This window comes from Micromonospora sp. NBRC 107095, assembly GCF_030269705.1.
Lineage (GTDB): Bacteria > Actinomycetota > Actinomycetes > Mycobacteriales > Micromonosporaceae > Micromonospora > Micromonospora parva.
In genome coordinates this window covers 66,812-90,795 of the sequence record NZ_BSTU01000004.1, presented here as the reverse complement: position 1 = coordinate 90,795, position 23,984 = coordinate 66,812, and the positions used below count along the sequence as shown (strand labels likewise).

The 23,984-nt window shown below is 70.1% G+C and carries 22 protein-coding genes; 10 read left to right on the top strand and 12 right to left on the bottom strand.

The genetic code is table 11. From position 1 onward, the window contains the following. The first annotated feature begins 75 nt into the window (after positions 1–75). A complete protein-coding gene (locus QSK15_RS20385) occupies positions 76–1,173 on the top strand; it encodes a winged helix DNA-binding domain-containing protein (RefSeq protein ID WP_285795745.1) in 1,098 nt (365 codons plus the stop codon). Between the two features lie 38 nt (positions 1,174–1,211). Here QSK15_RS20385 and QSK15_RS20380 read toward each other — a convergent pair whose 3' ends face one another. Continuing rightward, positions 1,212–2,285: a hypothetical protein gene (locus QSK15_RS20380; RefSeq protein WP_285795744.1), complete on the bottom strand. Its 1,074-nt coding sequence runs from the start codon at positions 2,283–2,285 to the stop codon at positions 1,212–1,214. A 315-nt stretch (positions 2,286–2,600) separates the two neighbouring features. Here QSK15_RS20380 and QSK15_RS20375 point away from each other — a divergent pair, with 315 nt between their 5' ends. After that, positions 2,601–3,335 carry a cellulose binding domain-containing protein gene (locus tag QSK15_RS20375; RefSeq protein WP_285795743.1) on the top strand — a complete coding sequence of 245 codons (735 nt, stop codon included), beginning with the start codon at positions 2,601–2,603 and terminating at the stop codon, positions 3,333–3,335. Positions 3,336–3,390: 55 nt separating this feature from the next. On the opposite strand, the gene QSK15_RS20370 is transcribed toward QSK15_RS20375, so the two are convergent. The 5 genes from QSK15_RS20370 to QSK15_RS20350 form a co-directional block, all read right to left on the bottom strand. Further along, a complete protein-coding gene (locus tag QSK15_RS20370; RefSeq protein ID WP_285795742.1) occupies positions 3,391–4,188 on the bottom strand; it encodes an SAM-dependent methyltransferase in 798 nt (265 codons plus the stop codon). A 126-nt stretch (positions 4,189–4,314) separates the two neighbouring features. Then, a complete protein-coding gene (locus QSK15_RS20365; RefSeq protein ID WP_285795741.1) occupies positions 4,315–4,971 on the bottom strand; it encodes a response regulator in 657 nt (218 codons plus the stop codon). After that, the gene (locus tag QSK15_RS20360; protein ID WP_285795740.1) at positions 4,968–6,269 is read right to left on the bottom strand and encodes a sensor histidine kinase; all 1,302 of its coding nucleotides are present in this window, start codon (positions 6,267–6,269) and stop codon (positions 4,968–4,970) included. The genes QSK15_RS20365 and QSK15_RS20360 overlap by 4 nt, the downstream gene beginning before the upstream one ends. Before the next feature lie 41 nt (positions 6,270–6,310). Beyond that, positions 6,311–8,347: a serine hydrolase domain-containing protein gene (locus QSK15_RS20355; RefSeq protein WP_285795739.1), complete on the bottom strand. Its 2,037-nt coding sequence runs from the start codon at positions 8,345–8,347 to the stop codon at positions 6,311–6,313. Positions 8,348–8,702: 355 nt separating this feature from the next. Beyond that, the gene (locus QSK15_RS20350) at positions 8,703–9,341 is read right to left on the bottom strand and encodes a TetR/AcrR family transcriptional regulator (protein ID WP_285795738.1); all 639 of its coding nucleotides are present in this window, start codon (positions 9,339–9,341) and stop codon (positions 8,703–8,705) included. An 80-nt stretch (positions 9,342–9,421) separates the two neighbouring features. Here QSK15_RS20350 and QSK15_RS20345 point away from each other — a divergent pair, with 80 nt between their 5' ends. Together QSK15_RS20345 and QSK15_RS20340 are read left to right on the top strand one after the other, a co-directional pair. Beyond that, the gene (locus QSK15_RS20345) at positions 9,422–10,222 is read left to right on the top strand and encodes an SDR family NAD(P)-dependent oxidoreductase (RefSeq protein ID WP_285795737.1); all 801 of its coding nucleotides are present in this window, start codon (positions 9,422–9,424) and stop codon (positions 10,220–10,222) included. 154 nt (positions 10,223–10,376) lie between these two features. Then, positions 10,377–10,715, top strand: coding sequence for a nuclear transport factor 2 family protein (locus tag QSK15_RS20340; protein ID WP_352232204.1), 339 nt, complete (start codon positions 10,377–10,379; stop codon positions 10,713–10,715). Between the two features lie 241 nt (positions 10,716–10,956). Here QSK15_RS20340 and QSK15_RS20335 read toward each other — a convergent pair whose 3' ends face one another. The 3 genes from QSK15_RS20335 to QSK15_RS20325 form a co-directional block, all read right to left on the bottom strand. After that, positions 10,957–12,510, bottom strand: a complete 1,554-nt coding sequence (locus QSK15_RS20335) for a tannase/feruloyl esterase family alpha/beta hydrolase (RefSeq protein ID WP_285795736.1) — start codon at positions 12,508–12,510, stop codon at positions 10,957–10,959. Between the two features lie 103 nt (positions 12,511–12,613). Next, a complete protein-coding gene (locus tag QSK15_RS20330; protein WP_285795735.1) occupies positions 12,614–13,612 on the bottom strand; it encodes an SDR family NAD(P)-dependent oxidoreductase in 999 nt (332 codons plus the stop codon). A 69-nt stretch (positions 13,613–13,681) separates the two neighbouring features. Further along, positions 13,682–14,116 carry an SRPBCC family protein gene (locus tag QSK15_RS20325; protein ID WP_285795734.1) on the bottom strand — a complete coding sequence of 145 codons (435 nt, stop codon included), beginning with the start codon at positions 14,114–14,116 and terminating at the stop codon, positions 13,682–13,684. A 295-nt stretch (positions 14,117–14,411) separates the two neighbouring features. On the opposite strand from QSK15_RS20325, the gene QSK15_RS20320 reads away from it, so the two are divergent. From QSK15_RS20320 to QSK15_RS20310, 3 genes are all read left to right on the top strand, one after another. Beyond that, entirely contained in the window at positions 14,412–15,242 is an 831-nt protein-coding gene (locus tag QSK15_RS20320; RefSeq protein ID WP_285795733.1) for an oxidoreductase, read from the top strand. 113 nt (positions 15,243–15,355) lie between these two features. Then, a complete protein-coding gene (locus tag QSK15_RS20315; protein ID WP_285795732.1) occupies positions 15,356–16,027 on the top strand; it encodes a TetR/AcrR family transcriptional regulator in 672 nt (223 codons plus the stop codon). Positions 16,028–16,097: 70 nt separating this feature from the next. Further along, complete coding sequence (locus QSK15_RS20310; RefSeq protein WP_285795731.1) at positions 16,098–18,833, top strand: AAA family ATPase; 2,736 nt, start codon at positions 16,098–16,100, stop codon at positions 18,831–18,833. A gap of 12 nt (positions 18,834–18,845) precedes the next feature. Here the strand turns inward: QSK15_RS20310 and QSK15_RS20305 are convergent, their stop codons facing one another. The 3 genes from QSK15_RS20305 to QSK15_RS20295 all read right to left on the bottom strand — a co-directional run bounded on the left by QSK15_RS20305 (position 18,846) and on the right by QSK15_RS20295 (position 21,839). Further along, positions 18,846–19,052: a hypothetical protein gene (locus tag QSK15_RS20305; protein WP_285795730.1), complete on the bottom strand. Its 207-nt coding sequence runs from the start codon at positions 19,050–19,052 to the stop codon at positions 18,846–18,848. Positions 19,053–19,133: 81 nt separating this feature from the next. Continuing rightward, on the bottom strand, positions 19,134–21,290 hold the full coding sequence (gene helR, locus QSK15_RS20300; RefSeq protein WP_285795729.1) for an RNA polymerase recycling motor ATPase HelR: 2,157 nt from the start codon (positions 21,288–21,290) through the stop codon (positions 19,134–19,136). Positions 21,291–21,458: 168 nt separating this feature from the next. Beyond that, positions 21,459–21,839 carry a YccF domain-containing protein gene (locus tag QSK15_RS20295; RefSeq protein ID WP_208648924.1) on the bottom strand — a complete coding sequence of 127 codons (381 nt, stop codon included), beginning with the start codon at positions 21,837–21,839 and terminating at the stop codon, positions 21,459–21,461. A gap of 102 nt (positions 21,840–21,941) precedes the next feature. Here QSK15_RS20295 and QSK15_RS20290 point away from each other — a divergent pair, with 102 nt between their 5' ends. The 3 genes from QSK15_RS20290 (at position 21,942) to QSK15_RS20280 (ending at position 23,950) form a co-directional block, all read left to right on the top strand. Continuing rightward, positions 21,942–22,709 carry a glycerophosphodiester phosphodiesterase family protein gene (locus QSK15_RS20290; protein WP_285795728.1) on the top strand — a complete coding sequence of 256 codons (768 nt, stop codon included), beginning with the start codon at positions 21,942–21,944 and terminating at the stop codon, positions 22,707–22,709. 1 nt (position 22,710) lies between these two features. Beyond that, the gene (locus QSK15_RS20285) at positions 22,711–23,259 is read left to right on the top strand and encodes a DUF4231 domain-containing protein (protein WP_285795727.1); all 549 of its coding nucleotides are present in this window, start codon (positions 22,711–22,713) and stop codon (positions 23,257–23,259) included. Between the two features lie 94 nt (positions 23,260–23,353). After that, positions 23,354–23,950, top strand: coding sequence for a hypothetical protein (locus tag QSK15_RS20280; RefSeq protein WP_285795726.1), 597 nt, complete (start codon positions 23,354–23,356; stop codon positions 23,948–23,950). Positions 23,951–23,984 lie beyond the last annotated feature (34 nt).

Genomic DNA, 23,984 nt, shown 5'->3' with positions numbered 1-23,984 from the left:
GCGGCGGCCACGCGCCGGCGGCGCACCCGGAACTGTCACCCCCGGTCGGACAATCAGGTCGACCGAAGGGATCCGATGACAGTTCTCGACACCCGGGCACTCAACCGCGCGACGCTCGCCCGGCAGCTGCTGCTCGACCGCGCCGACCTGCCGGCCCTCGACGCCGTCGCCCATCTCGGTGGTCTCCAGGCCCAGGAGCCGCAGGAGCCGTTCATCGGGCTCTGGTCGCGGCTGCGCGCGTTCGATCCGACGGTGCTGTCGACGTTGCTGACCGAGCGACACGTGGTGCGGACGCACCTCATGCGCCGTACCGTCCACCTGCTCACCGCCGACGACGCCGTGGCCTGGCGCCCCCGCCACGACGCCATGCTGCGACAGCGGGTGCTCGGGGTCTACCGCGGCGAGCTCGACGGGGTGGATCTCGACGACCTCGCCGCTGCCGCTCGGGCGTTGATGGCCGACGGCGAGCCGCGCTCGATGCCGGAGATCGGACGGGCGCTCGCCGAGCACTGGCCGACGTCGGAGCCACGGGCGTTGGGCGAGATGGCTGTCGCACTGCTCCCGATGGCACAGCTGCCGCCGCGCGGGGTGTGGCGGGCGAAGGCGGGCGTGCGCTACGTCCTGCTCACCGCGTGGCTCGACCGGGAGCTCGAACCGTCGAGCGCGGAGAGCGCCGATCCGGTCGGTCAGGTGCTCGTACGCCGCTATCTCGCCGCCTTCGGCCCGGCTGCCTCGGCCGACCTGCGGGCCTGGTGCGGCCTCGCCGGGCTGCCGACCGCGGTGGCCGCTCTGCGCGATGAGCTGGTCACCTTCCGCGACGAGCGCGGCCGGAAGCTCATCGACCTCCCCGACGCGCCGCGCCCCGACCCCGAGACGCCCGCCCCGGTGCGGTTCCTGCCGGCGTTCGACAACGCGATCCTCGGTTACGACGACCGCAGCCGGATCATCGACGACGCGCACCGTCTCCTCTCGGTGGCCGGCGAGCGCGTCGTCCTCGTCGACGGCCGGGTCGCGGCGACCTGGACCGTCGAGTCGGGCACGGTGACCGTCAACCCACTGCGGGTGCTCTCCCCGGCCGAGCGGGAGGCCGTGGGAGAGCAGGGGCAGGCACTCGCGTCGTTCCTCTCCGACCACGAGAGCGACCGGGCGCGGGTCGATCCGTCTCCCCGGTGACAAGCCCGACAAGCCCGACCCCGGGGAGACGCAGCGATTCAGTCGACGGTCGGCGGTGCCGTCCTCGCCGCCTCGGCGAGTGCCGCCGCCGCACCGGCGTACGGGTTGTAGCTGTAGGTGCGGGCCAGGCCGGTCGGGACGGTGAAGTACGCGGCCGACAGTTTCGCCGGGTCGCTGGCGATCTCCCCACGCGCGGGTGCGTCGTTGCCGTCGTCCCAGCCCCAGGGCGCGTTGGCCGAGTTGGTCGAACAGCTCCAGGTGCCGGCGCCGCAGTCGCCGGACGTGTCGCCGGCGAAGGTGCCCAGGCTGGCGAAGAGGCTCGCGTTGGCGCGCTGCGCCCACAGGCCGCCGGCGGCGAAGATGTCGATCAGCTGGTACCGCACGTCCCGGTCGTTGCCGCTGCTCGGCGTCTCGGCCACGGTCGACGGGTAGTAGACCAGGCCGTCACCGTTGATGTCGTACTGCGGGTGGGCCTTGAGGCCGTGGCCCTGCGCCTCCTGCGCGGTCACCGGGTGCTGGAACGTGTCGTGCGGTGACGCCTCGAACCGCAGGGTGCCGTCGACGCTCTCGCCGCCGCTGGTCCAGGTGCTGCCGGTCGGCGTGTACGAGTAGAAGTCGCTGTGCGCGACCGTGACAGCCGAGCGCAGGACGCCGTACGCCGAGCCGTCGCGCTCGATCGCGAACAGCGCCCCCTCACCGTCGTTCTCGTGCTCGGTCTCGAAGAACGGGTGGTCCGTCCAGTCCCGAGGGTGGAAGAAGAAGTACGTGATGTACCAGTGGGTGCTCGTCTCCACCACCGAGTAGTACACGTGCGCGGCGAGCGGGGCGCCGGACTGGCCGGCCCGGTCCCAGTTGTTGCGCCCGTCCAGGTCGCCGTCGAAGTCGACCCGGGTGAGGTAGTCCGACTGACCGCTCAGGGCGTGGCTGCCGGTGGCATCGACGTCCTGGTAGTGGATGGGGGCCCAGCGCAGGGCCAGTTCGGCCCGGCTGACAGCGGCGCTGGCGGGGGCCGGGGCGGCCAGTGCGCCAGCCGTCAGCACTGCCGCGATGGCTGCCGTGATCAGTGCCCGCGCCACCCGGGGTCGCCGGGTCGTGGTTCTTCCGTCGAGCATGGTGTGCTCCCGTGTCCGAATTGATAGACCGCAATGGATCATTCTTGGCGTGAGCACCCGGCGGGTGTCCCTCCGTTGAAGAGGAAAAGGACGATGTCCAACGGGACCGGGACCGGCTTGTATCGATGCTTGTCGACTGCCATGCTGTGGTTCGGTAGTGCTCGGGGAGCCAGCGCGCACCAGTTCTCCTCCGGTCCACAGGGCGCACGAGGTGGCCACCTCACCCGTGCCGGGCAGCCTCGTCGGCGACCGGAGACCCGAGCGCGGCACCGGCCACCCCCTCGGTCATCGGTGCCCGGCAACACGGAGGTACCGATGCTTCGCATGTTCCTCGCTGTCACCACCATGGCGCTGGCCGCCTGGACCGGGACGACCACCGCCGCCGAGGCGACACCCACGCCGTCTACCACCCCGACACCGTCGGCGACACCGACGCCGACCTGCCCACCGGCGTTGCCGATCAGCGCGAGCGTGGCCGGAGCCACCACCACGAGCCTGACCATCTCGTACTCGATCTTCTTCCGCCCGCCCTGTGGCTACGACCCGCCGATGACCGTCAGCCTCTTCACCAGTCGCGAGGACGCCCAACAGTGGCGGGCCGCGGTCGCCGAGGGTGTCTCCGGGCCGGAGCGCAACGGCTCGGTGACCATCGACCGGCTGACGCCCGGCACCGAGTACTGGTACCGGTTCACCGACGTGGAGGGCCGGCGGGACCCGTACGTGATCGCCTCGGGGCGCACCGCCCCGCTGACCTCGTGCCGTGCGACGGCCACGATCGACACCCACTGGGGCGGCGGTTTCGTCGCGACGGTCACCGTCCGCAACACCGGGATGTTGCCGCTGGACCGGTGGCGCGTCTCCTGGCGGTGGTCCGGTGACGAACGGGTCCAGGCTGCCTGGGGTGGGGTGGCCGAGACGGCCGGCACCGACGTCACGGTGCGCAACGCGTCGTACAACGGGGCGCTGGCGCTGGACGCGGCGACGACCTTCGGTCTGCTCGTGACGACCAGTGCGGTGCCCGACGGCCTGACCCTGACGTGTGAGCGGTGAACGACGTCCGCCCCGCTCCGGCGCGACGGCGGGAGCGGGGCGGACGTCGTGCCGGTCAGGGCTTGCGGGCCACCGCGCCGTAGGCGTCGATCCCCACGGCGTCGGGAGCCTCCGGCCGCCACAGCGGGATCGGCACCAGGCCCGGCTCCACCATCGTCAACCCGTCGAAGCAGCTTTCGAGTTCCTCCGGGCTGCGCAGGATGTACGGGACCCCGCCACTCTGCGCCAGCCGCTCGGCTCCGGAGACCACCGCCGGGCTGGTGTTGGTGCCGTCCCAAAGCACCAGGTGCGAGCCGGACGGCACCGCGTCCATCGTGCGCCCGACGATCGAGCGCACCACGTCCAGGTCGGGCTCGTAGCCCATCACGCCCATGTACATCACGGCGATGGGCTGGTCGAAGTCGAGCGTCTGCGCCGCCTCGGCGAGGATCTTCTCCGGGTCGTGGTAGTCGGCCGGGACGTAGGTGGTGACGCCCTCCGACGTCGTGCTGGCCAGCAGAGCCCGCGCGTGCACCAGCACCATCGGGTCGTTGTCCACGTAGACGATCCGCGAGTCGGGCGCGACGGCCTGCGCGACCGCGTGCGTGTTCTGCATGGTGGGCAGGCCGGTGCCGATGTCCAGGAACTGCCGGATGCCCGCCTCGGCCGCGAGGTGGCGCACCGCCCGCACCAGGAACACGCGGGACTGCTGTGCCATGAGGACGATCTCCGGGTAGACCTCGGCGACGGCGTCGCCGGCCGCCCGGTCGGACTGGAAGTTGTCCTTGCCACCCATCCAGTAGTTCCAGATCCGTGCCGCGTGCGGCACGTCGGGCTGAAGTTTCGCGGCGAGTTCGGGGTCCGGGCCGGCCATGCCTGGCTCCTATCGAGGGGTCGTCAGCTGGAGGTCACCACGGCGGTACGACCGGGATCGTACTCCGGGGGTGTCCACTCTCGACCGGGGGTGGACGCACCGGCGGCCTGCGGGTCGGGGCCGCTGTCACCGGTGGACCACCCCGTTCTGGTACGCCCACACGACGGTCTGCAGCCGGTCCCGGGCGCCGATCTTCGCCATCGCCCGCCCGAGGTGCGACTTGACGGTGCTCGTCTCGATGAAGAGTTGCTCGGCGATCTCGACGTTGGACAGGCCCTGCGCGAGCAACTCCACGATCTCGGTCTCCCGCGCGGTCAACTGGTGCGCCGCCGCGGCGTCGGAGCGGGGAGCGGGCGTACGCCTGGCGAACTCCGAGATCACCCGGCGGGTGACGGCCTGGTCGACGAGCCCGTAGCCGCTGGCCAGGCGACGGATCGCCTCGATCAGGTCGTCGGGCTCACAGTCCTTGAGGATGAACCCGCTGGCACCGGACTCCAACGCGCCGAAGACGTACTCGTCGAGGTCGAAGGTCGTCACGACGAGCACCGCCGGTGGCGTCCCGGTCGCCTCGGCGACGATCCGCCGGGTGGCGGTGAGCCCGTCACCGTGCGGCATCCGGACGTCCATGCAGATGACGTCCGGTTGCAGCCGGCGGGCCAGTTCCACAGCGGCGGACCCGCTCGACGCCTCCGCCACGACCTCGATCTCACCGTCCTGTTCCAGGATGACGCGGAAGCCGGCGCGGACGACGGCCTGGTCGTCGACGAGCATCACTCTGATCATGCAGGGGCCTCTTCCTTCGGCCGTGAGGTGGCGGGACCGTTCGTCGGGAGTGTCGCGGTGACCGACCAGCCACCGGCAGCCGTCGGCCCGGCGGTGAACGTCGCCCCGATCAGTTGGGCGCGCTCGCGCATGCCCACCAGGCCGACACCACCGGTTCGCGCCGCCGGCACGCGTCGCGGCGCGGCCGGGCCGTTCACCACCTCCAGCGACACCGAGCGGGGCGCGAAGCGGAGCACCACCCGTGCCGCGGCGCCCGGTGCGTGCTGGCGGGCGTTGCTGAGCGACTCCTGCGCGATCCGGTAGAGCGCGACGTCGGCGATCGGCGGCACCTCGCGGTGTTCGCCCTCCCGGATGAACTCCACCGGGCCGGCGAGGTTGCCCGCGGTGCGCACCAGGTCGTCGAGCATGCCCAGCCCCGGGACCGGGGCGGCACCGTCGCCGCCCTCGTGCCCCGGTCTGCCGCGCAGCACACCGACGACCAGCCGCAGGTTATCCAGGGTTTCCTTGCCCTGACTGCGGATCCAGGCCACGCCGGCCTTCGCGGCCGCCGGGTCCCGGTCGATCAGCCGCTCGACCGCGGCGGCCTGTACGACCATGCCGGAGAGGTGGTGGGCCGCCACGTCGTGCAACTCCCGGGCCATCCGGGACCGCTCCGCGCCGATCGCCGCCTGGACCTTCGTGTGTTGCTCCCGGATCGCCTCGTCCGCGCGGACCCGGACCAACTCGACGTAGCGGCGGTGGGTGGCCACGTAACCGCCGACGAAAGTCGCGCTGGCGTAGGTCAGGGCGCTCGCCGAGACGTACGCGAGTGCCGTCAGCACATCCGGGATCACCACGACGGCCGCCCCGATCGACTCGACCGCCACCGCCACCCCGACGGCCAGCAGCGCACGTCGAACCGGCAGCAGCGACCCGACCGTGTACGCCACGATGACCGGGGCGATGCCCCGGAGCGTCGCCTCGGGCAGGGAGACGCCGATGATGGGCAGTTGAAGGCCGACGATGAGCGCGAGGCACAGCAGCGGCTGGACCCGACGTAGGCACAGCAGCATCGCCTGCGCGCAGCACCCGGCGATGAGCAGCCAGGCCCGCGCCGGGTCGAACGACACCCCCTCTGCCGGTGCCACGAACCGGAACAGCACCGTCAGCAGGACGAACGTCGAGACGGTCAGCGTCGCCGCCAGCAGACAGTCGCGGGGGAACACTCCGGTCAACCCGAGCCGGCTGAGCCGTCCGTCGAGCCACTTCGCCAGCCGGCGGGTGCCGGGTTCGGTGTCGGTGTCGATGTGATCCCTCATGCGGTGCGCATCCTTGCTCCGGATCGTCCCGGTCGGGCGGGTCAGTAGGAGATGCTAGGCGCGAGCAGTTGGAACTCCACGGCGAACCAGCCCGCGCCGACGAGAGCGAGCAGGATCAGGCCGCTGCCGGCGATCCGCCGCCAGCCGACGTGGTGTCGTACGTCGTCGACGAGCCGCACCGTGGCGGGCAGCACTCCCAGCAGGCCGATCAGCTGCAGCACCTGGATGGCGCGCAGGAGGGCCCCGGGAACGTCCTGCAGGCTCATGATGGTGATGATGCTCAGCACCCATCCGGCGAACGCGAGCAGCGTGCCGGCGACGGCGAGGCGGCTCAGGATCCGCGCGGTACGCCCCGCCCGGTCCCGGGGCGCGCGACCCAGTCGACGGCGGACGATCGCGCCGACCGGCCAGGACAGCACGGTGAGGAGCAGCATGACTGTCGACACGGCCAGCACCGGGACAGCCAACGCGGAGGCGCGGGCGGGCTCGACGCGCAGCAACGTGAACGCGGAGTCGAAACTGATCGCCTCGACCCGGTCGTCGCTCGCCCGCATGGCGATCGTGCGCTGACCGCCGACCTCACGCCAGACCCAGGGCGCCACCTCCTCGTAGTGGGCGGGGGAGTCGGAGAGCGGACCCGGGACCATCAGCAACCGGTTACCGTCGGTGACGCTGACCGTCGTCCGACCGACCAGGCCGATGGCCGTCAGGAAGTTGCTCCGGATCGCTCGTGAGGACTCGTACGTGCCGGCCGCCAGCGCGGCGTGCGTGGCGGTGGTCGCCGGGTCCACAGTGGTGCGCGGCTGGTCGTCACCGGCGGGGAAGTAGCGGTCGGCGAAGCCGTTCACGATCGACTCGCGAAGCTCCTGGCTGTCGAGCGCGCCGGAGCCGTTGCTGTTGAGGGAGAGGAAGATGCCGGCCCGGTCGTCGGGGTAGATCTGCAGGTGGGAATGGAAGTACTTGGTGTCGCCACCGTGGCCGAGGATCCGGTGGCCGTTGCGGTCCTCGGTGAAGAAGCCGAGGGTCATCCGGGGTCCGTCGGCCAGCGTGCCCAGCGACGTCGAGTCGAGTGCCGGCCGCTGCATCAGGTCGCGGGTGGGTTTGTCCAGCAGGGGCGCGAAGCCCACCGGCTCGCCGAGCTGGGCGATCATGAATCGCGCCATGTCCGTCGCCGGGGCGCTCAGCGCACCGGGCGGGGGCGTGCCGACGATCTCGAACGGCGCGGCCGGCCCGGCGGAGGTGTCGTACCCGTTGGACATCCGGTCGCGCAGAGCCGCCGGGAGGGGCTGCTCGAAGGTCGACGACGGCATGCCCGCGCGGTCCAGGACGTTGCGCTGGACGTACTCCTCGAAGCGCGTCCCGCTGACCCGTTCGACGATGTACCCGGCGAGGGCGTTGCTGTAGTTGGAGTAGGCGGGAACGGTGCCCGGCTCGTAGATCTGCTCGGGTGGCTCGGTCGCCAGGGCCTTGCGCAGGTCGACGGTGGCGTCGTCGGTGCCGATGAGGCCGGCGATCCGCTCCTCGAAGCCGGCGGTGTGCGTCAGGAGGTGCCGCAGGGTGACGGCCCGCTCGTAGTTGCGCGGCAGGTCGAAATCGAGGTACGTCTCGACGTCGGCGTCGAGGTCGAGCTTCCCGCTCTGTACGAGTTGCAGCACGGCGGTGGCGGTGACCAGCTTCGACACCGATCCCATCCGGAACAGGTGCCGGTCCGGGTCGACCGGCACGGCCGGGTCACCGTCGGCGCCGGTGTCGGCGTACCCGTACCCCCGGGTTGTGACGATCTTGCCGTCGTGCACGACGGCGACCGTGGCGCCGGCGATGCCGGTACGGTCCAGCGCTGCCGGCAGCAGGCCGTCGAGCCAGGCGTTGACGTCGGTGTCGGTCAGAGCCGAACCCGCCCCGCCGCCGGCCGCGGGTGCCGCCGGAGCGCCGATGGGCGGTGCGGGGTTGTGCTGCGGTGCGCCGCAGCCGGCAGTGCTCACGGCGATGACGACGGTGGCCGCCACCACCGCGCCGAGCCGGACGGAAGGTCGCGCCGACCGGGGTGACCCGGCGGCGGGACGAGGAAGTGATCGCATCGTGTGCCAGTGCCTTTCCTGGCGAACGGGTGTCCGGAGCAGGTCCGTACGGCGTCACCCGAGGCCATGGAACAAGCCTGTTCGAGGGATCGGCCCCCGCCATCTGGCGCAGGACGGCACTGCGCCTCCGACCTGAGGAGGAGGGGCGGCTGCGCCGATGGTCCCGCCTGTTGGAGCGTTTGATCCAGCGGGATTCGACGCGGATGCGGCGGCCGGGCAGGAGGTGGTTCAGGACGTGTGCCGGTGACGCCCACGAGGTCGATGACGCTGTCGGTGATGACGCCAGCGGCTTGCGCGATCTGGTTGCGGGCGGTGTCCAGGGCGGTGGTGAAGCTGGCCCGGTCGGGGTCGTCCGTCAGCCCGGGCTGATCGCACCGGGTGTGGCATCGCCGCCGCTGGTGGCCGGCGGTGCGTTGACGAGGACCTCCATCAGCTCGTGTAGTTGTCGCGTGAGAGCACCTTCATCGATGCCGGTGAGGGCTGGCGTCGCGATGACCTTTCGCATCAGCCAGACTCCGGCGATCAGGGCGAGAAGCAGTTCCGCGCGGGGAGCGGCGTCGGGCCCGGGCAGTATGTCGGTCAGGTGCCGTCCCACGTGCTTCTCGATGGCCGCACGGATGATCTCGGCGGCCCGTGGGTTGGCTGCCGATCGCAGCATGAGCACGAACGGGTCCAGATCGTCTGCCTCGGGCGAGGTCCGCGCGGCCAACCTTGCCGCCGTCTGTTCGCTCAGCCCGCCTGGGTCGTTGCTGACGACGGTACGCGGAGCGAACGAGCGGTCGACCGCCTCGGCGAACAGTTGTTCCTTGGAGCCGAAGTAGCGGTTGACCAGCATTGCGGTCACGCCGGCGCCCCCGGCGACCTCGCGTACGCCGGCGCCGTCGTAGCCCAGGCGGGTGAACGCCTCTATCGCTGAGTTGAGGATCGCCTCGCGGGTGGCGCTGGCGTCGCGCCGTCGCGGGCTGTCACCGGATCCGCCTGTGTCTGCCGTCACGTCTACGAGTGTAGACTACTTCGTTCGGTTAAGTCTACGGTCGTAGACAACGCAGCGTGACGAAAAGGGAGGAGCATCTGATGGACCTGCAACTGATCGGCAAGCGTGCCCTGGTGACCGGCTCAAGCTCCGGGCTCGGTGAGGCGATGGCGCGACTGCTCGCCGGCGAAGGCGCCCAGGTGGTCGTGCACGGACGGAGCGAGAAGCGGGCCACGGCGGTGGCGGAAGCGATCCGGACATCCGGTGGGAAAGCCGACGTGGCGCTCGGTGATCTCACCACGGACGAGGGTGCGGACGCGGTGGCCGCTGCGGCTCTGGCTGGCGGCCCGGTCGACATCCTGGTCAACAATGCCGGTGCCTACAAGCATCTGTCGTGGACTGACGCCACGGCGGACTCCTGGCGCGAGACTTACGAGGGCAACGTCATCTCCGGCGTACGGATGATCCAGCGACTTGTGCCGTCGATGCGTGAGCGTGGCTGGGGGCGTGTCATCACCATTGGTGGGGGCCTCGCGACGCAGCCGCTGTTCCAGCACCCGCAGTACAACGCCACCCTCGCCGCCCGACACAACCTGGCGGTATCGCTCGCACGGGAGTTGAAGGGCACCGGTGTGACGTCCAATATCGTCGCGCCCGGAGCGATCCTCGTCGAGGCGGTCAAGGACCTGCTGATCGAGATTGCCCCCGAGCGGGGATGGGGCGAGACCTGGGAGCAGATCGAGCAGGACGCGACGAACGAGTTGGTGCCCAACGACATCGGACGACTCGGTCGGCCGGATGAGATCGCCGCGGCGGTCGCCTTCCTCGCCAGCCCGTTGGCCGGGTACATCAGTGGCGCCAACATCCGCGTCGACGGTGGCCACATCCGCAACGTCACCTGACCCTCGGGACGGTGCGGCGGGGTTCTGCGTGCTCCCCGCAGGGCGTCCGGCAGTGGACACACTCCGGCCCGCACCGACCTGGCACAGAGCAGAATCAGAAGGAAAAGACGATGAGTGACGATGTTCGACTGATCGCCACAAGGCGTACGACGCCCTGATCGAAGGGTTCCAGACCGGTTCGTGGGAGGGCTTCTTCGACCTTTTCGACGATGAGGTTGACGTGATCCTCCCGGCCCCGCAGACGGGTCACTTCACCGGGGCCGAGGGGCGCGAGAAGCTGGTCGGGTTCTTCGGTGTGTTCGCACCTGGTGCCAGCCGGTTCGACCAGGTCGAGGTGATCTCCAAGACCGTCGCCGAGGATCGCGTCGTCTTCGAGGACTGGGCTCGGGGTGTCTTCTTCGGCGAGCCGTACGCGGCCCGGCACTGCATTCACATCATGGTCCGCAACGGCAAGGTCGTCGGCTTCCACGAATACAACCGACCGCTCGACTGAGCAGCACGGTGGGGGCGCTGGCCGGCGGGCTGTGGCCGCGATTCGTGCGGAGCCGCGCGGAGGACGGCTCGAGACCGACGAACTGGCGTACGCCCGACCCGCCGCCGAGGGATGACCCGCTGCGGTGGCTGATGAAGCCGCAACATCCACAATGCGGCAGAACGACGGCCCCGGACACCAATCCGGGGCCGTCGCTGTAGCTGGGGTTCGGGTCAGGCAGCGATGGGGCTGCTCTGGCGGGTCACCGCGGGTAGCGGGGGATGTTGCCGGTGAACGTGCCGTCCACCGACGTGGCGGGGAGAGTCGCCGGGGCCTTCCCCTTCTCCACCCAGTTGACCAGGGCGTCGAGGTCGGCGCCCGGGTTGACCAGCGGGCCGGTGCTGAACAGCGGCGTTCCGCAGTGGTCCACGCCGGGCAGCAGGAAGAGGCGGTAGAAGTCGTCGACTCGCTTGTTCCCGCCGAAGAAAGCGTTGACGTGCTTGCGGTAGTCGACAGTGCCCTGGGTCGGGATCAACTGGTCCGACTGACCGTGCCACGTGAGCAGCTTGCCGCCGGCCTTGGCGAACGCCGACAGGTTCGGGTCATTGGTGCCGATGATGTCGTCGTACTGCCTGGTCGCTGAGGTGAAGAGTCGCGTGAACGTCTGGTAGGTCAGCTTGGTGCTGTCGAATGACGGGTCTTTCGTCACGAAGTACTTGGCCCACTGGTCGGGTACCTGGAAAGGTGCGCCAGGATTGGCGATGAAATTGAACGCGGAACCCTTGTTCTGGCCGTACCAGAGCTTCTTGCCGACCGGCGAGACCGGGCCGGCCCAGATCTTGTTCACCGCGTCGGCGACCGCCCTGGTGATAGTGATCTCCTTGCCTTCGCAGGCGACTTTCCTGCCGACCAGCCGACGGGCGTCCCACGTACAGTCCTGCGGGTTGTCGATGACGCCGTCCCGGACGCCGTCGAGGGTGTCGCAGGCCGCGACCGCCGCGGTGTTGAAGGCGGCCAGTTCGCACTGCGAGGGGGCGACCTTCTCCTCGTTGTAGACCGCCTGTGACCACAGCGTGGCGATCTCGAACCGGTTCCACTCGATCGCCGGCGCGTTCGCCAGGATGCCCTGGAAGTCCGTCGGGTGGTTCTGCGCCTCCGCGTAGCCCTGGCGGCCGCCGGTCGAGCAGCCGGTGAAGTACGAGTACGTCACCGCGCGCCGGTAGAACCTCTTCGCCACGTCCTTGCCGATGACCGCCATATCGTGCACCGAGCGGGAGGCGAAGTTGGTGAGCAGCCCGGTGTTGGTCTTTCCGTCGGCGGTGAGACCCCAACTGGCGTCCAGGCCGGTCGTGACGCCGGCGTCGGTGGCCGCGCCGACGTATCCGCCCTTCACCGCGCTGATCAGCGGGACGCTCAGCTCACTGAGGTCTCCGGCGGAGTAACCGCTGCCGCCGGTGGCCTGGAAGCGTCCGTTCCAGTCCTTCGCATCCTGGGGGAGCGACACCTTGATGGTGACGGTGTCGTTAGCGCCCGGATGGGTCACGACGACGCTGATGTCACACCAGTCCGGCACTGCCGTGATCGGCGGATTCTGCGGAAGCCCCGGGGTGGAGGGGAACGTGAAGTCGCCTCCGGCTCTGGAGGCCGCCGTGACCGACACCACCCTGGTGCCGGACGGCGTGGAGACGGGAACGGCGGTGCAGGTGGTGGCGGCGGTCGGGCCGCCGTCGCGCGTGGCGGCGTTGACGGCCACGGGCAGGAGAGAGGCAGCCAGCGGGACTGCCGCGGCCGTCAGGATCATCAAGCGTTGCTTCATGTCCACTACCCTCACCCGGCCGCACCGGCCTGGCCCCAGGGTGAGGCACTGGTCTGCACCCCTGGGGCCAGGACCCGGACCGCTCGATTGAGAGACGTCCGTTCTAGAGAAGGTGGACGCCGGTCAGTTCCTCGCTGAGCGTCCACAGGCGCTTGGCCTGGTCCGGGTCGACCGCGTGTGGTGCGACGCCCGAGAGGTCGTTGAAACCGCCGAGGTTCGCGGTGTCGGCATCGGTGTCCTGGGCGAGTTCAGCGATGTCGCAGTTCTCGCAGTAGACGCCGTCCAGGCCGGCAAGCTGCGGGCTCGTGGCGCACCACACCGGAGTCGCGGCGCCCTGCTCGGGTGTCTTGAGCTGCTTGCTCGGGTCGAGGATCGGGCTGCCGTCCGGGTTGGCCATGCCGGCCGCGGCGAGCTGCTCGGTCGTCAGATACTGCTTCAGCCCGGTGGCGACGATGCTGCCGGGATGAGCGGCGAAGGCGCGTACACAATCCGCCTGTCCGCGTCGGTCGAGCTCGACCGCGAACAGCGACATGGCTGTCTTGGACTGGCCGTACGCGGCCCAGGGGTCGTATGTGCGGTGTGTGAAGTTCGGGTCGTCGAACACGACGGGCGAATGGCGGTGCCCGAGCGACGTGAGGGTGACGACACGGGCACCGCCAGCCGCTCGTAGAGCCGGCCACAACCGGGCCACGAGCTGGAAGTGGCCGAGATAGTTGATCGACAGTTGGAGTTCGTTGCCGCGCGGGTCGCGTCCGAACGGGGCGGCCATGATCCCCGCCGATGCGACCAGGATGTGCGCGGGCCGGTTGGAGTCGACGAACTCCGCCGCCACCCGGTCGATCGAGGTCGCGTCGCTGAGGTCCAGGACCGCGTACTCCGCGGACACGCCGACCAGTGCGTTGCGGGCTTTGGTGACGTCGCGGTCGAGGACCACGACGTGGGCGCCGGCGGCGCTCATCGCCAGCGCGGTCTGTAGTCCCAGGCCGGAGTTCGCGCCGGTCACGATCGCGGTCTTGCCGGTCAGGTCGACCGTGGCCAGAACGTCACGCGTCGTGGAGGCCGCATCGAATTGTGAACCGACAGGGTGCTGCGCCGTTGTCACTGCGTCTGTCCTTTCAATAGGCACTGAAGGGCGCGATCCGCAGACACACGCCGAACTCGGAGCGTCCGATCAACCGGCGACGGTGTTGCGGGCTTCGATGGCTCTGAGCGTGTTCTTCAAGGCTTTACGCAGCACGCCCTTGCCGACCGAGCCCAGCACGATGCCGGTCAGACGGCCCTTGAGGTTCTTGCCCTCGCGGACCACGACGACGTCCAGGACCGTTGTCCCGTCCGGCTGCGGCCGCAACGTGTAGGTGTGACCCGACCGGCCGCCCCAGATGTTGGAATCGGTCGTCGTCATGACCACACGGCGGGGATTCGACCAGTCATAGCGCAGCCGCTCCCAGATGCCGCCCGAGCCTTCCGTGACGTCAGCCCAGGCAGCACCCTGACCATGCACCGTCAGATACTCGTCGGCGCTGTTGCCGAACACCGCCGAACGGCCCGGTCCGAAATCGGTGAGCGCGGCGAGAACCTGCTCCGGCGTCGCGGTGGTCTTCTCCACAAAGTGAATCATGGGTAGTTGGCCCTCCTGGTTCTCCTGGCTGGTGTCCTCCCAGACTTTCCGACCGCGGAGCCTGGCGACCCCGTGGCACACCCTGGTCCCCCGACCCAACTCCCTGGTGGACCCGCCTGGCTCGCCCCTGAGCTGCCACGAGGTTCCGATCAGCGCCTCACAACGGGCACGTCGTTGCCGTGCTAGGCTCATAAGAGGCCACTGGCCTCTAATATTCGCGACAAGCCACGTCGGCGGGGACGGATCGGTCACTCCCGCCACCACACACCAGATGGGGTACGGGATGAGAAAGACCTGGTTGATCACCGGAAGTTCGCGCGGGCTGGGCCGGCACCTCGCCGCAGCCGTCCTGGAGGCCGGTCACAACCTGGTGGCCACCGCCCGGCGTCCCGACCAGCTCGACGATCTCGTCGACAGCTATGGCGACCGGGTTCGCGCTATCGCGCTGGACGTGACCGACCCCGGCGCTGCACGCGCCGCTGTCGCGACAGCGGTGCAAGCGTTCGGCCGGTTGGATGTCGTGGTGAACAACGCCGGGTACGCCGATGTGGCCTCGATCGAGGACATGCCCGAGGACGAGTTCCGGGCGCAGATCGACGCGAACTTCCACGGGGTGGTCAACGTGACCCGAGCCGCGTTGCCGACAATGCGTGAGCAGGGCAGCGGTCACATCATCCAGATCTCCTCCGTCGGCGGCAGGGTGGGTGGCCCCGGCTTGGGCGCGTACCAGGCGGCGAAGTGGGCGGTCGGCGGATTCTCCGAGGTGCTTGCCAAGGAGGTGGCGTCGTTCGGAATCAAAGTCACCGTCGCCGAGCCAGGTGGCATGCGCACCAACTGGGCCGGCTCCTCGATGAGGATGCTGGCAATCAGTGACCCCTACACGCCGGTCATCGAGCCGGTGCTCGCCCGCCTGCGTGCCGCCGACGGCAACCAGCCGGGCGACCCGGCGCGGGTCTCCCAGGTGATCCTGAACCTCACCGAGGTTCCCGATCCGCCGGTCCATCTGCTGCTGGGCGCCGATGCGGTGGCAGTGGCACAGGCTGCCGCGACAGCCCTCGCCGCCTCGGACGCCAAGTGGCGCACGGTGAGCGAGTCCGTCAGCTACGACAGCTGAGCGGCGTCGCGCGGCCCGCTGCTGCTGGGTGGACAACGTGCGAAGGGCGATCGGGAGGCGCGTAGGGTAGCCGCCAGTAGTGGGCGGTGTCGGGGAACTTCAGGGGTAGCGCCATGGGCACCAACGGTCAGCCACCGAGCTTTCAACGTGCCCGCAACCCCGAACAGCGCGAGGCGCGCAGACGCGCGATCCTCGAGGTGGCGGCGCAGCTCTTGACCGAAATGCCGGTCAGCGACATCAGCCTTCGCGAACTCGCCCGGCGGGTCGGGTTGTCGAAAACGAACGTCGTCCGCTACTTCGAGACCCGCGAGGCGGTCTTCTTCGCCCTGCTCAACCAGTCCATCGACGAGTGGCTCGACGACCTTCCGGCCGAACTGCCACCCGCGACGGGCACCCCACCGTCTCCCGCCGCCGTGGTGGACGCCCTGGCGCGGTCGGTAGCCAGCCGCCCGCTGATCTGTGAACTCTGGAGTTCGCTCGGTACCGAACTCGAACGCAACATCTCCGCCGACGCCGTCCGGGCGTTCAAACTCACCCACACGGAACTGCAGGTACGGCTCGCCGGGCTGCTCAGACAACGCATCCCCGCGCTGACCGTACCGGCATCCCGGGAACTCGTGGCCCTGTCGATCCTGCTGATCGCCGGCCTCTGGCCGTTCGCCAATCCGTCGCCGGCCGTCGCGGAGGCGGTGCAGGACCCGCTGCTCGCCCACTCCCGCGTGATCTTCGCCGACCGGCTCAGCCGTGCGCTGCTCGTCACGATCACCGGCCTGTTGCTGGTGTAGTCCCTACCCGGGGCTCGCGGCCCGCCCGCGACGGCGAACCGCCGCGTAGTAGTTTCGACTGGGGGAAAACGTGCCGAGTGACAACATTGGTTCTGAGCTGCTCGGCCGACACCGTGAGCGCGACCTGCTCGATCGGCTGATGCGTGACGTCCGGGCCGGCCAGAGCCGGGTGCTGGTGCTGCGCGGCGAGGCCGGCGTCGGCAAGACCGCGCTGCTGGACTACGTGACCGAGCGGGCAGAGCCCGATCGCGTGGTGCGGGTCGCGGGCGTCGAAGCGGAGACCGACCTGGCGTACGCGGCGCTGCAGATGCTCTGCGTTCCGCTGCTGAGGCACCTGGATCGGCTCCCCGAACCGCAGCGCGACGCGCTAGCCACCGCGTTCGGTCTCCAGGTAGGCCGTCCGCCGGACGGGTTGCTCGTCGGTCTCGCGGTGCTCGGCCTGCTCGCCGAGGCGGCGGCCGAACAACCGCTGGTCTGCGTCGTCGACGACGCGCAGTGGCTGGATCGCATGTCCGAGATCATCCTCACCTTCGTCGCCCGCCGTCTCGACGCGGAATCGGTCGCGTTGCTCCTCGCTGTGCGGAGCGCCACCGACGAGCAGCTACTCGGCGGCCTGCCCGAGCTGCGGGTCGACGGCCTGCCCGAGGCGGACGCGCGAACGCTGCTGGACAGGGCGATACCCGGACTGGTCGACACCCAGGTTCGAGATCGGATCATCGCTGAGACCCGCGGCAACCCGCTCGCGCTGATCGAGCTGCCCCGTGGTCTGTCCCCGGCGGAGCTGGCGTTCGGATTCGGCGGACACACCGCGACGCCGCTGGCCGGCCGGGTCGAGGAGGGCTTCCAGCACCGTATCGCGGCGCTGCCGGCCGACAGCCGGCGGCTGCTACTGACCGCCGCGGTAGAGCCGATTGGAGACGTGTCGCTGCTCTGGCGTGCCCTGAGCCGGCTTGGTGTGGGTCCCGCCGCGGCGGTGTCGGCGGAGGCGGCCGGCCTGGTCGAACTGGGCACCCGGGTACGACTGCGCCACCCGCTGGTGCGCTCGGCGATCCGCCGCTCGGCCGGACCCGCCGAACTACGCGCGGTGCATCGGGCTCTGGCCGACGTCACCGACCCGCTTCAGGATCCGGACCGGCGCGCCTGGCACCGGGCACACGCTGCCGTGGGGCCGGACGAGGAGGTCGCCGGTGAGCTGGAACGCTCGGCCGGTCGAGCGTTCGCCCGCGGCGGCCGGGCTGCGGCTGCCGCCTTCCTCGAGCGGGCTGCCGAACTCACCGCCGATTCGACGGCCCGCGCCCGCCGGATCCTGGCCGCGGCGCAGGCCCGATTCGCCGCCGGCGCCACCGAACAGGTGGCCGGCCTGCTCGCCGCCGCCGAGCTGAGTCACCTGGACCCGGCGCAGCGCGCCGAGATGGAGCGGTTGCGGGCCCGGGTCGCGTTCGCCCTCAACTCCGGCCGGGCGGCGGTTCCGCCGATCCTCGAGGCCGCCCGCCGGCTCGAGGCGCTGGACCCGGCCGCAGCCCGGGAGACGTACCTCTCGGCGGTCGGCGCGGCCTTGAACGCCGGACGGTTCGGCGGCGACGACCTGCGGCTCGTCGCCCGGGCCGCCCGACGAGTACCCGAGGGTTCGGACCCGGCCGGTCTACTTCTGGCGGCCTTCACCGCGTGGAGCCTGGATGGGCAGGCCGCAGCAGTGCCGCTCTTCACCCGGGCGCTGCACGCGGTCACCGTGGAGACCGATGTGGACCTGGCCTGGCTGGTCGGTCTGGTTCTGCACGAGGTGTGGAACGACGTCGCCTTTCACACGCTTACCGGACAGGCCGTGAACTTCGCCCGGGAGACCGGGCGGCTCTCACTGCTGCCCACCGCGTTGACGTTCCGGGCCACCGCACTGATCTTCGCCGGACAGTTCGCCGAGGCGTCCGATCTGCTCGACGAGGCCGGGGCTCTCGCGGACGCGGCAGGGCTGTCGCCACACCCGGCCACCGCAGTGATCCTGGCCGCGCACCGGGGCCGCGAGGAGCCGGCCATCGAGCTGATCGATGCCTTGACCAAGGAGGCAGAGGCCGGCGGCATGGGTTGGTTGCTCAGCGTCGCCGGTTACAGCAAGGCGGTGCTGTTCAACGGGCTCGGCAACTACCCGGCGGCGTTGGACGCCGTTCGATGGGCGACCGAGCAGGACGACCTTGCCGTTCAACAGTGGGCGCTCGGTGAGTTGGTCGAGGCTGCGACGCGCTCAGGTGCACACGCCGCCGCGGCTCAGGCACGCGAACGCCTCGCCGAGCGGACCAGCCTGGCAGAGACGGATTGGGCGCTCGGTACGCAGGCCATCGCGGACGCGCTCGTCGCGGTGGACGCGGAAGCGGACGAACGCTACCGGACGGCCATCGAGCGGCTCGCCACCACGCAGCTCGGTCTGCAACTGGCCCGGGCCAGGCTGCTGTACGGGGAGTGGCTGCGCCGGTCGAACCGTCGTGGCGACGCCCGAACCCAGCTGCGGTCGTCCTACGAGGCGTTCACGGCGATGGGGGCGGAGGCGTTCGCCCAGAGGGCCGGCCGGGAACTGGCCGCCACCGGCGAGACGGTCCGCAGGCGTGCCGTCGGCGTACCAGCGGAGCTGACCCCGCAGGAGACGCAGATCGCGCGGCTGGTCGCGGCTGGCCGGACGAACCGGGAAATCGGTGCCGCGTTGTTCCTCAGCGCGCGTACGGTCGAGTGGCACCTGCGCAAGATTTTCGCCAAGCTCGGCATCGGTGGCCGCCGTGAGCTGCGCGCGGCGATCGACGTGAGTTCGCCGCGACCATGAGGCCGCGGGACATCACCTCCCGCCGCAGATCGGGTTCGAGCAGGTTCCGGCGTACCTGACGCAGATCCGCACCAGGAGGCTGTCGAGCGCGGCGCGAACCCGTTGGTAGGCGGCGGCGAAGAAGCGCGAGTTGCTCAACGCGCGTAACGCCGCCTGCACTCCGGTGGGCGTCCGCGCCAGGGTGCGGGCCTCGGGGGGCACGACGGCGGCGTCGACCACCGACGCCTCGCGCCACCAGGCCAGGTGTCGATGGGAGGACCGGCCCGCAACGCCCCCGGAGACCGGCTGGGCGGGACGCCCTCAGCGGCTGTTCAGGAGCACGAGTTGCTGGGTGGCCCGGGTCATCGCGACGTACCGGTCGACGGCCCCTTCGATGCCGGCGCCGAACGTCTCCGGGTCGATGAGAACGACCAGGTCGAACTCCAGCCCTTTGGCCTGCTCGGGGCTCAGTGACCGGACCCGGTCCGTGGGCGGGAAGGTCGGGTCACCGATGACGCAGGCGATCCCCTCGGCGTGCGTGGCGAGCCAGCTGTCCAGGATCGATCCCAGCTCGGCGACCGACCCGTGGACGACGGGCAGCCCGTTGCCCCGGATGGAGGTCGGCACGTTCGCGTCCGGGAGCACGGCCCGGATGACCGGCTCGGCCTGCGCCATGACCTCCGCCGGGGTGCGGTAGTTGATGCTCAGCGAGGTCACCGTGATCCGGTCGAACCCGACCCGCTTGAGGCGTTCCTGCCACGACTCGGTGAACCCGTGCCGGGCCTGGGCGCGGTCGCCCACGATGGTGAAGCTGCGCGACGGGCACCGCACCAGCAGCATCTGCCACTGGGCGTCGGTCAGCTCCTGTGCCTCGTCGACGACGATGTGCGCGAACGGGCCGGCCAACAGGTCCGGTTCGGGCTCCGGCAGGCCGGAGTCGTCGACCAGAACCTCGCGCAGGTCGGGTTGACGCAGCATCGTCAGCAGGCCCTCGCCGTCGTCGTAGGTGTCGGCGGCGAGCAGCTCGTCGACGACCCGGGCCATGTGGTCGCGTTCGACGGCCGCCGCCGGGTCGTGCCGACGGAGGCGCCCCGATCTGTCCGCGTCACCGAGCCGCTGCCGTGCCGCGTCCAGCAGCGGCAGGTCGGACACAGTCCAGGCCCGGGGTTCGTCGCGCTGCAGCTTGCGGACCTCCGCCGGGCTGAGCCACGGCGCGCACGTGCGCAGGTACGCGGGAACCGACCACAGGTCACCCACGAGATCGGCCGCGTCGAGCAGCGGCCAGGCGCGGTTGACGGTCGCCCGCAGGTCCCGGTTGCGCAGCAGCGAGTCGCGCAGCACGTCGTCCGGCTCGTCGCCGTCGTACCTGTCGGTGAGGATGGCGATCAGTTCCTCCCAGATCTCCTCGCGCGCCTCGTTGTGCGGGGTGCCCAGGCCCGGCGCCCGGAACGCGTCGGCCCAGTCGTCGGCGCTCAGCCGGAGGTCGGAGTCGCCGACAGTGATCGTCATCGGGGTGACCGGCGGGTCCTCGTAGAACCGGACGGCCGCGTCGATCGCCCGGACCAGCTCGGCCGAGGACTTCAGCCGGGCCACCTCCGGGTCGGCGTCGACGGTTGCCGTCGCCCCCTCGGGGACGAGGTCACGCAGGGTGCAGGTCTGCACGTCCTCCTCACCCAGGCTGGGCAGGACGTCGCCGACGTACGCCAGGTAGGGCTGGTGCGGCCCGACGAAGAGCACTCCACCCCGGCGCTGACCGAGGCGCGGGTCGGAGTAGAGCAGGTACGCGGTCCGGTGCAGGGCGACGACGGTCTTCCCGGTGCCGGGACCGCCGTCGACCACGAGGGCCCCGGCCGACCCGGCCCGGATGATGGCGTCCTGGTCGGCCTGGATCGTGCTGAGCACGTCGCGCATCCGGGCCGATCGGGCGCTGCCCAGGCTCGCGATGAACGCGGACTGGTCGTCGAGCGCGGCGGCGTGCCCCACGAACCCGTCCGGGGTGAACACCTCGTCCCAGTAGTCGCTGATCCGGCCGCGGGTCCAGCGGTACCGGCGGCGGCTCGCCAGGCCCATCGGGTTGGCGTGGGTCGCTCCGAAGAACGGCTCGGCGGCGGGTGAGCGCCAGTCGAGCAGCAGCCGTCGGCCCGTGCTGTCGGTGAGGCCGCGACGTCCGACGTAGACCGGCTCGGGACTGTCCGCCTCGACCAGGTGACCGAGGCACAGGTCCAGCCCGTAGCGGCTCAGCGAGCGCAGACGGGCGGTCAGCCGACGGACCTCCTCGTCCCGGTCGACGGCCTGGCGGCCCTTGCCGCCGGGTGCCCGGCGCGCGGCGTCCAGGCGGTCGGACAGCTCGGCGGTCAGGTGCGCGAGGTTCCGCGCCATGGCCGCGAAGTGCCGCTCGTCCTGAGCGATGAGCGCCGGGTCGGCCTTGGGGGCGAGATGATCGGGTAGTTCGAACACGGAGGTAGGCAAGGAATTCATGTCATGACGTCCATTTCGGCAGATTCAAGCCTCGGCCGACGATTCTGCGTCATGAACGGGGTCTTGCCGCAAGCCCCCCAGTGCGCTATAAGTTAGAAGTGGCGGGAGACCAGGGGTCTCCCGTTTTTCGTTGCCGGTCGCCGCGCAGTGCCGTCACGGGGCATGCCGTCACGGGGCATCGACGACCTCGCGGCCGAGCGGCCAGAACGCGGCCGGAACGAGCTTGAAGTTGGCGATGCCGAACGGAATCCCGATGATCGTGACGCAGAGGGCGATGCCGGCGAGGATGTGGGAGAGCGCGAGCCACCATCCGGCCAGCACCACCCACAGGATGTTCGCCAGGCCCGAGCCGACGCCCGCGCCCGGCTTGGGCACCAGGGTGCGTCCGAAGGGCCACAACGAGTAGACCGCGAGGCGCAGCGATGCGACGCCGAACGGGATGGTGATGACGAGGACGAAGCAGATCAGCGCGGCGATGCCGTAGCCGGCAGCCAGCACGATGCCACCGCCGAAGACGAGCCACAGCACATTCAGTACGAATCGAATCACCACTCCAGCATGAAGCATGCTCACCACCCGGGCGCCCGGTAAGGTACCCGCAACCCTTCCACGGCGTGCGGTAGCCCGGTCTGCGAAGCTCAGGAGGATCGTGTGTCGTCCGATGACGGTTGGCTGCTCGACACCCCGATCGCGCACCGAGGGCTGACCGGCCACAATCGACCGGCGAACTCCCTCGCGGCGTTCGAGGCGGCCGCCGACGCCGGCTACGCCTGCGAACTCGACGTGCAGCTCACCCGCGCGGGCGAGCTCGTCGTCGTCCACGACTACGACCTGACGGCGCTCACCGGTGCGAAGATCGCCACCGCGGAGTTGACCCCGGCCGATCGGCAGCGGCTCCGGTTGCAGGGCACCGACCAGCGCATCCCCACGCTGTCGGAGGTGCTGGAACGGGTCGCCGGGCGGGTGCCCCTGCTGATCGAGCTGAAACGGCCGGCGCTCACCCTCAACTTCGATCTCGTCGACGAGGTGCTGCGGCAGACGGCCGACTATCCCGGGCGGTACGCTGTCGAATCCTTCGATCCGCTGCTCGTGGCGGCGCTGCGGGTCGCGGTGCGCAAACTGCCGCCACGCCAGCGGGTGCCGGTCGGGCGCATCGGCGGGCTACTGCGTACTGCCGGGCCACTGACCCGGATGGTGGGTCGCAGCATGGTCAGCAATCTCGTCACTCGACCCGATTTCCTGGCCTACGAGGTGGACGCATTTCCGTCCGGTCTGACGGCGTGGTGGCGTCGACGCGGTGTTCCGGTGATTGCCTGGCCGGTCGCATCACCGGAGCGGGAGATGTTTGCCCGTCAATACTCCGACAACATCGTATTCTCGGGCTATAGACCGTCGCATGGCCAGCGTCTAGCATCGTGACGTGTCTGTTGACCAAGGACAGAGCGGGTTGCTCGCCAAGTCGCAGAACGGGGCCCCCGGCGATCCGTTGCAGGTCTACCGCGCGTTGGCGGAAGACAGCATCAACAAGCTCAGGGACCAATACGACTGGCGGGCTAAATGGCATCGTCGACTGTTCCGATTCACCGGCATTCTGGTCATCGTCATCAGTGCGTCGTTGCCGCTGCTCGCCGGCTTCAGCTACCCCGGTAAGAACCTGGTAATAGCGGTGTCGGGTGTGGTCATCGCCGCAGCTACCGCGTTACGCACCTTTTATCAGTGGGATCAGATGTGGGCGCTGCTGCGACGTACCCATTTCGCGCTCATCGAGGCGAGCAACCAGTGGCGGCTCGCGTTCGGTCGCGCCGAGGCGACAGCTGATCCGGCCGAGCGGGAGCAGCGCGCCTACGCGGCGACAGAGGAACTATTGGCGAAGATCGAAAGCATTCGCGGTGCCGAGACGGAGAAGTTCTTCAGCTCGTTGGCCTTCCCGGATGAATCCGCGCTGACGGGCAAGCCGTTCGGTCCCTGACTGCGGCTCGGTGGAACACCTGAGACGACATCCAGGGCCGACCGGGGGAAGTACCCGGAGGTCGCCAGGCATCCACGGTCACATGATGGCTGGCATGAAACGCGCAGCGCTCTTCGTGATCGCCGGACCGGTCGGCATCGCCACCTACGGGCTGGTTCGTCTGTGGGGGAGATCCGACGGGGTGTACGGCCCCGGGCTCGACTGGCAGGCCGCCCACCTGGTCGCTCTCGCCGGCATGGTGTGCTTCGTTCCTGGTGTGCTCGCGTTGTCCCACCTGCTGCCCCGCACTCCGTGGCGCAGCGGGGTGGTGGCCGGCACACTGGTCGGCCTCGTCGCGACGATGGTGCAGTTCGGCGCGGACATCGTGGAGGGACTGCTGGCCGACGACCGGAAGGAGATGTCCAGGCTCGGCGCGAGCTTCAAGGACATCCCCGGCGTGGAGGTGGCCTTCTACGACGTCGTACCCCAGTTCTTCTTCCTCGGCCTGCTCGTCCTCGCGGGCATGCTCGCCGCCCGACGGCGGCTGCCGTGGTGGAGCGTGCCGCTGCTGCTCGCCGGCATCGTCCTACCGGCGGTCGATCTCGACCTGCTTCCCGTCGGCGGCCTGTGCATGGCGCTGGCGTTGACGCCGGCGCTGCCGCTGGTACGGCAGCGGGGCGAGCGGGCCGAGTCACCCGTCGCCGTCCGCTGAGGTCGCCGGGTGGCGCTGGCCTCGGACCAGCGCC

Bases quoted from the DNA above. Each gene is read 5' to 3' on its own strand.
- QSK15_RS20360 (WP_285795740.1), bottom strand. From the start codon at position 6,269: ATGAGGGATCACATCGACACCGACACCGAACCCGGCACCCGCCGGCTG.
- QSK15_RS20315 (WP_285795732.1), top strand. From the start codon at position 15,356: ATGGGCACCAACGGTCAGCCACCGAGCTTTCAACGTGCCCGCAACCCC.
- QSK15_RS20365 (WP_285795741.1), bottom strand. From the start codon at position 4,971: ATGATCAGAGTGATGCTCGTCGACGACCAGGCCGTCGTCCGCGCCGGC.
- helR (WP_285795729.1), bottom strand. From the start codon at position 21,290: ATGAATTCCTTGCCTACCTCCGTGTTCGAACTACCCGATCATCTCGCC.
- QSK15_RS20375 (WP_285795743.1), top strand. From the start codon at position 2,601: ATGCTTCGCATGTTCCTCGCTGTCACCACCATGGCGCTGGCCGCCTGG.
- QSK15_RS20320 (WP_285795733.1), top strand. From the start codon at position 14,412: ATGAGAAAGACCTGGTTGATCACCGGAAGTTCGCGCGGGCTGGGCCGG.
- QSK15_RS20385 (WP_285795745.1), top strand. From the start codon at position 76: ATGACAGTTCTCGACACCCGGGCACTCAACCGCGCGACGCTCGCCCGG.
- QSK15_RS20335 (WP_285795736.1), bottom strand. From the start codon at position 12,510: ATGAAGCAACGCTTGATGATCCTGACGGCCGCGGCAGTCCCGCTGGCT.
- QSK15_RS20380 (WP_285795744.1), bottom strand. From the start codon at position 2,285: ATGCTCGACGGAAGAACCACGACCCGGCGACCCCGGGTGGCGCGGGCA.
- QSK15_RS20355 (WP_285795739.1), bottom strand. From the start codon at position 8,347: ATGCGATCACTTCCTCGTCCCGCCGCCGGGTCACCCCGGTCGGCGCGA.
- QSK15_RS20370 (WP_285795742.1), bottom strand. From the start codon at position 4,188: ATGGCCGGCCCGGACCCCGAACTCGCCGCGAAACTTCAGCCCGACGTG.
- QSK15_RS20345 (WP_285795737.1), top strand. From the start codon at position 9,422: ATGGACCTGCAACTGATCGGCAAGCGTGCCCTGGTGACCGGCTCAAGC.
- QSK15_RS20280 (WP_285795726.1), top strand. From the start codon at position 23,354: ATGAAACGCGCAGCGCTCTTCGTGATCGCCGGACCGGTCGGCATCGCC.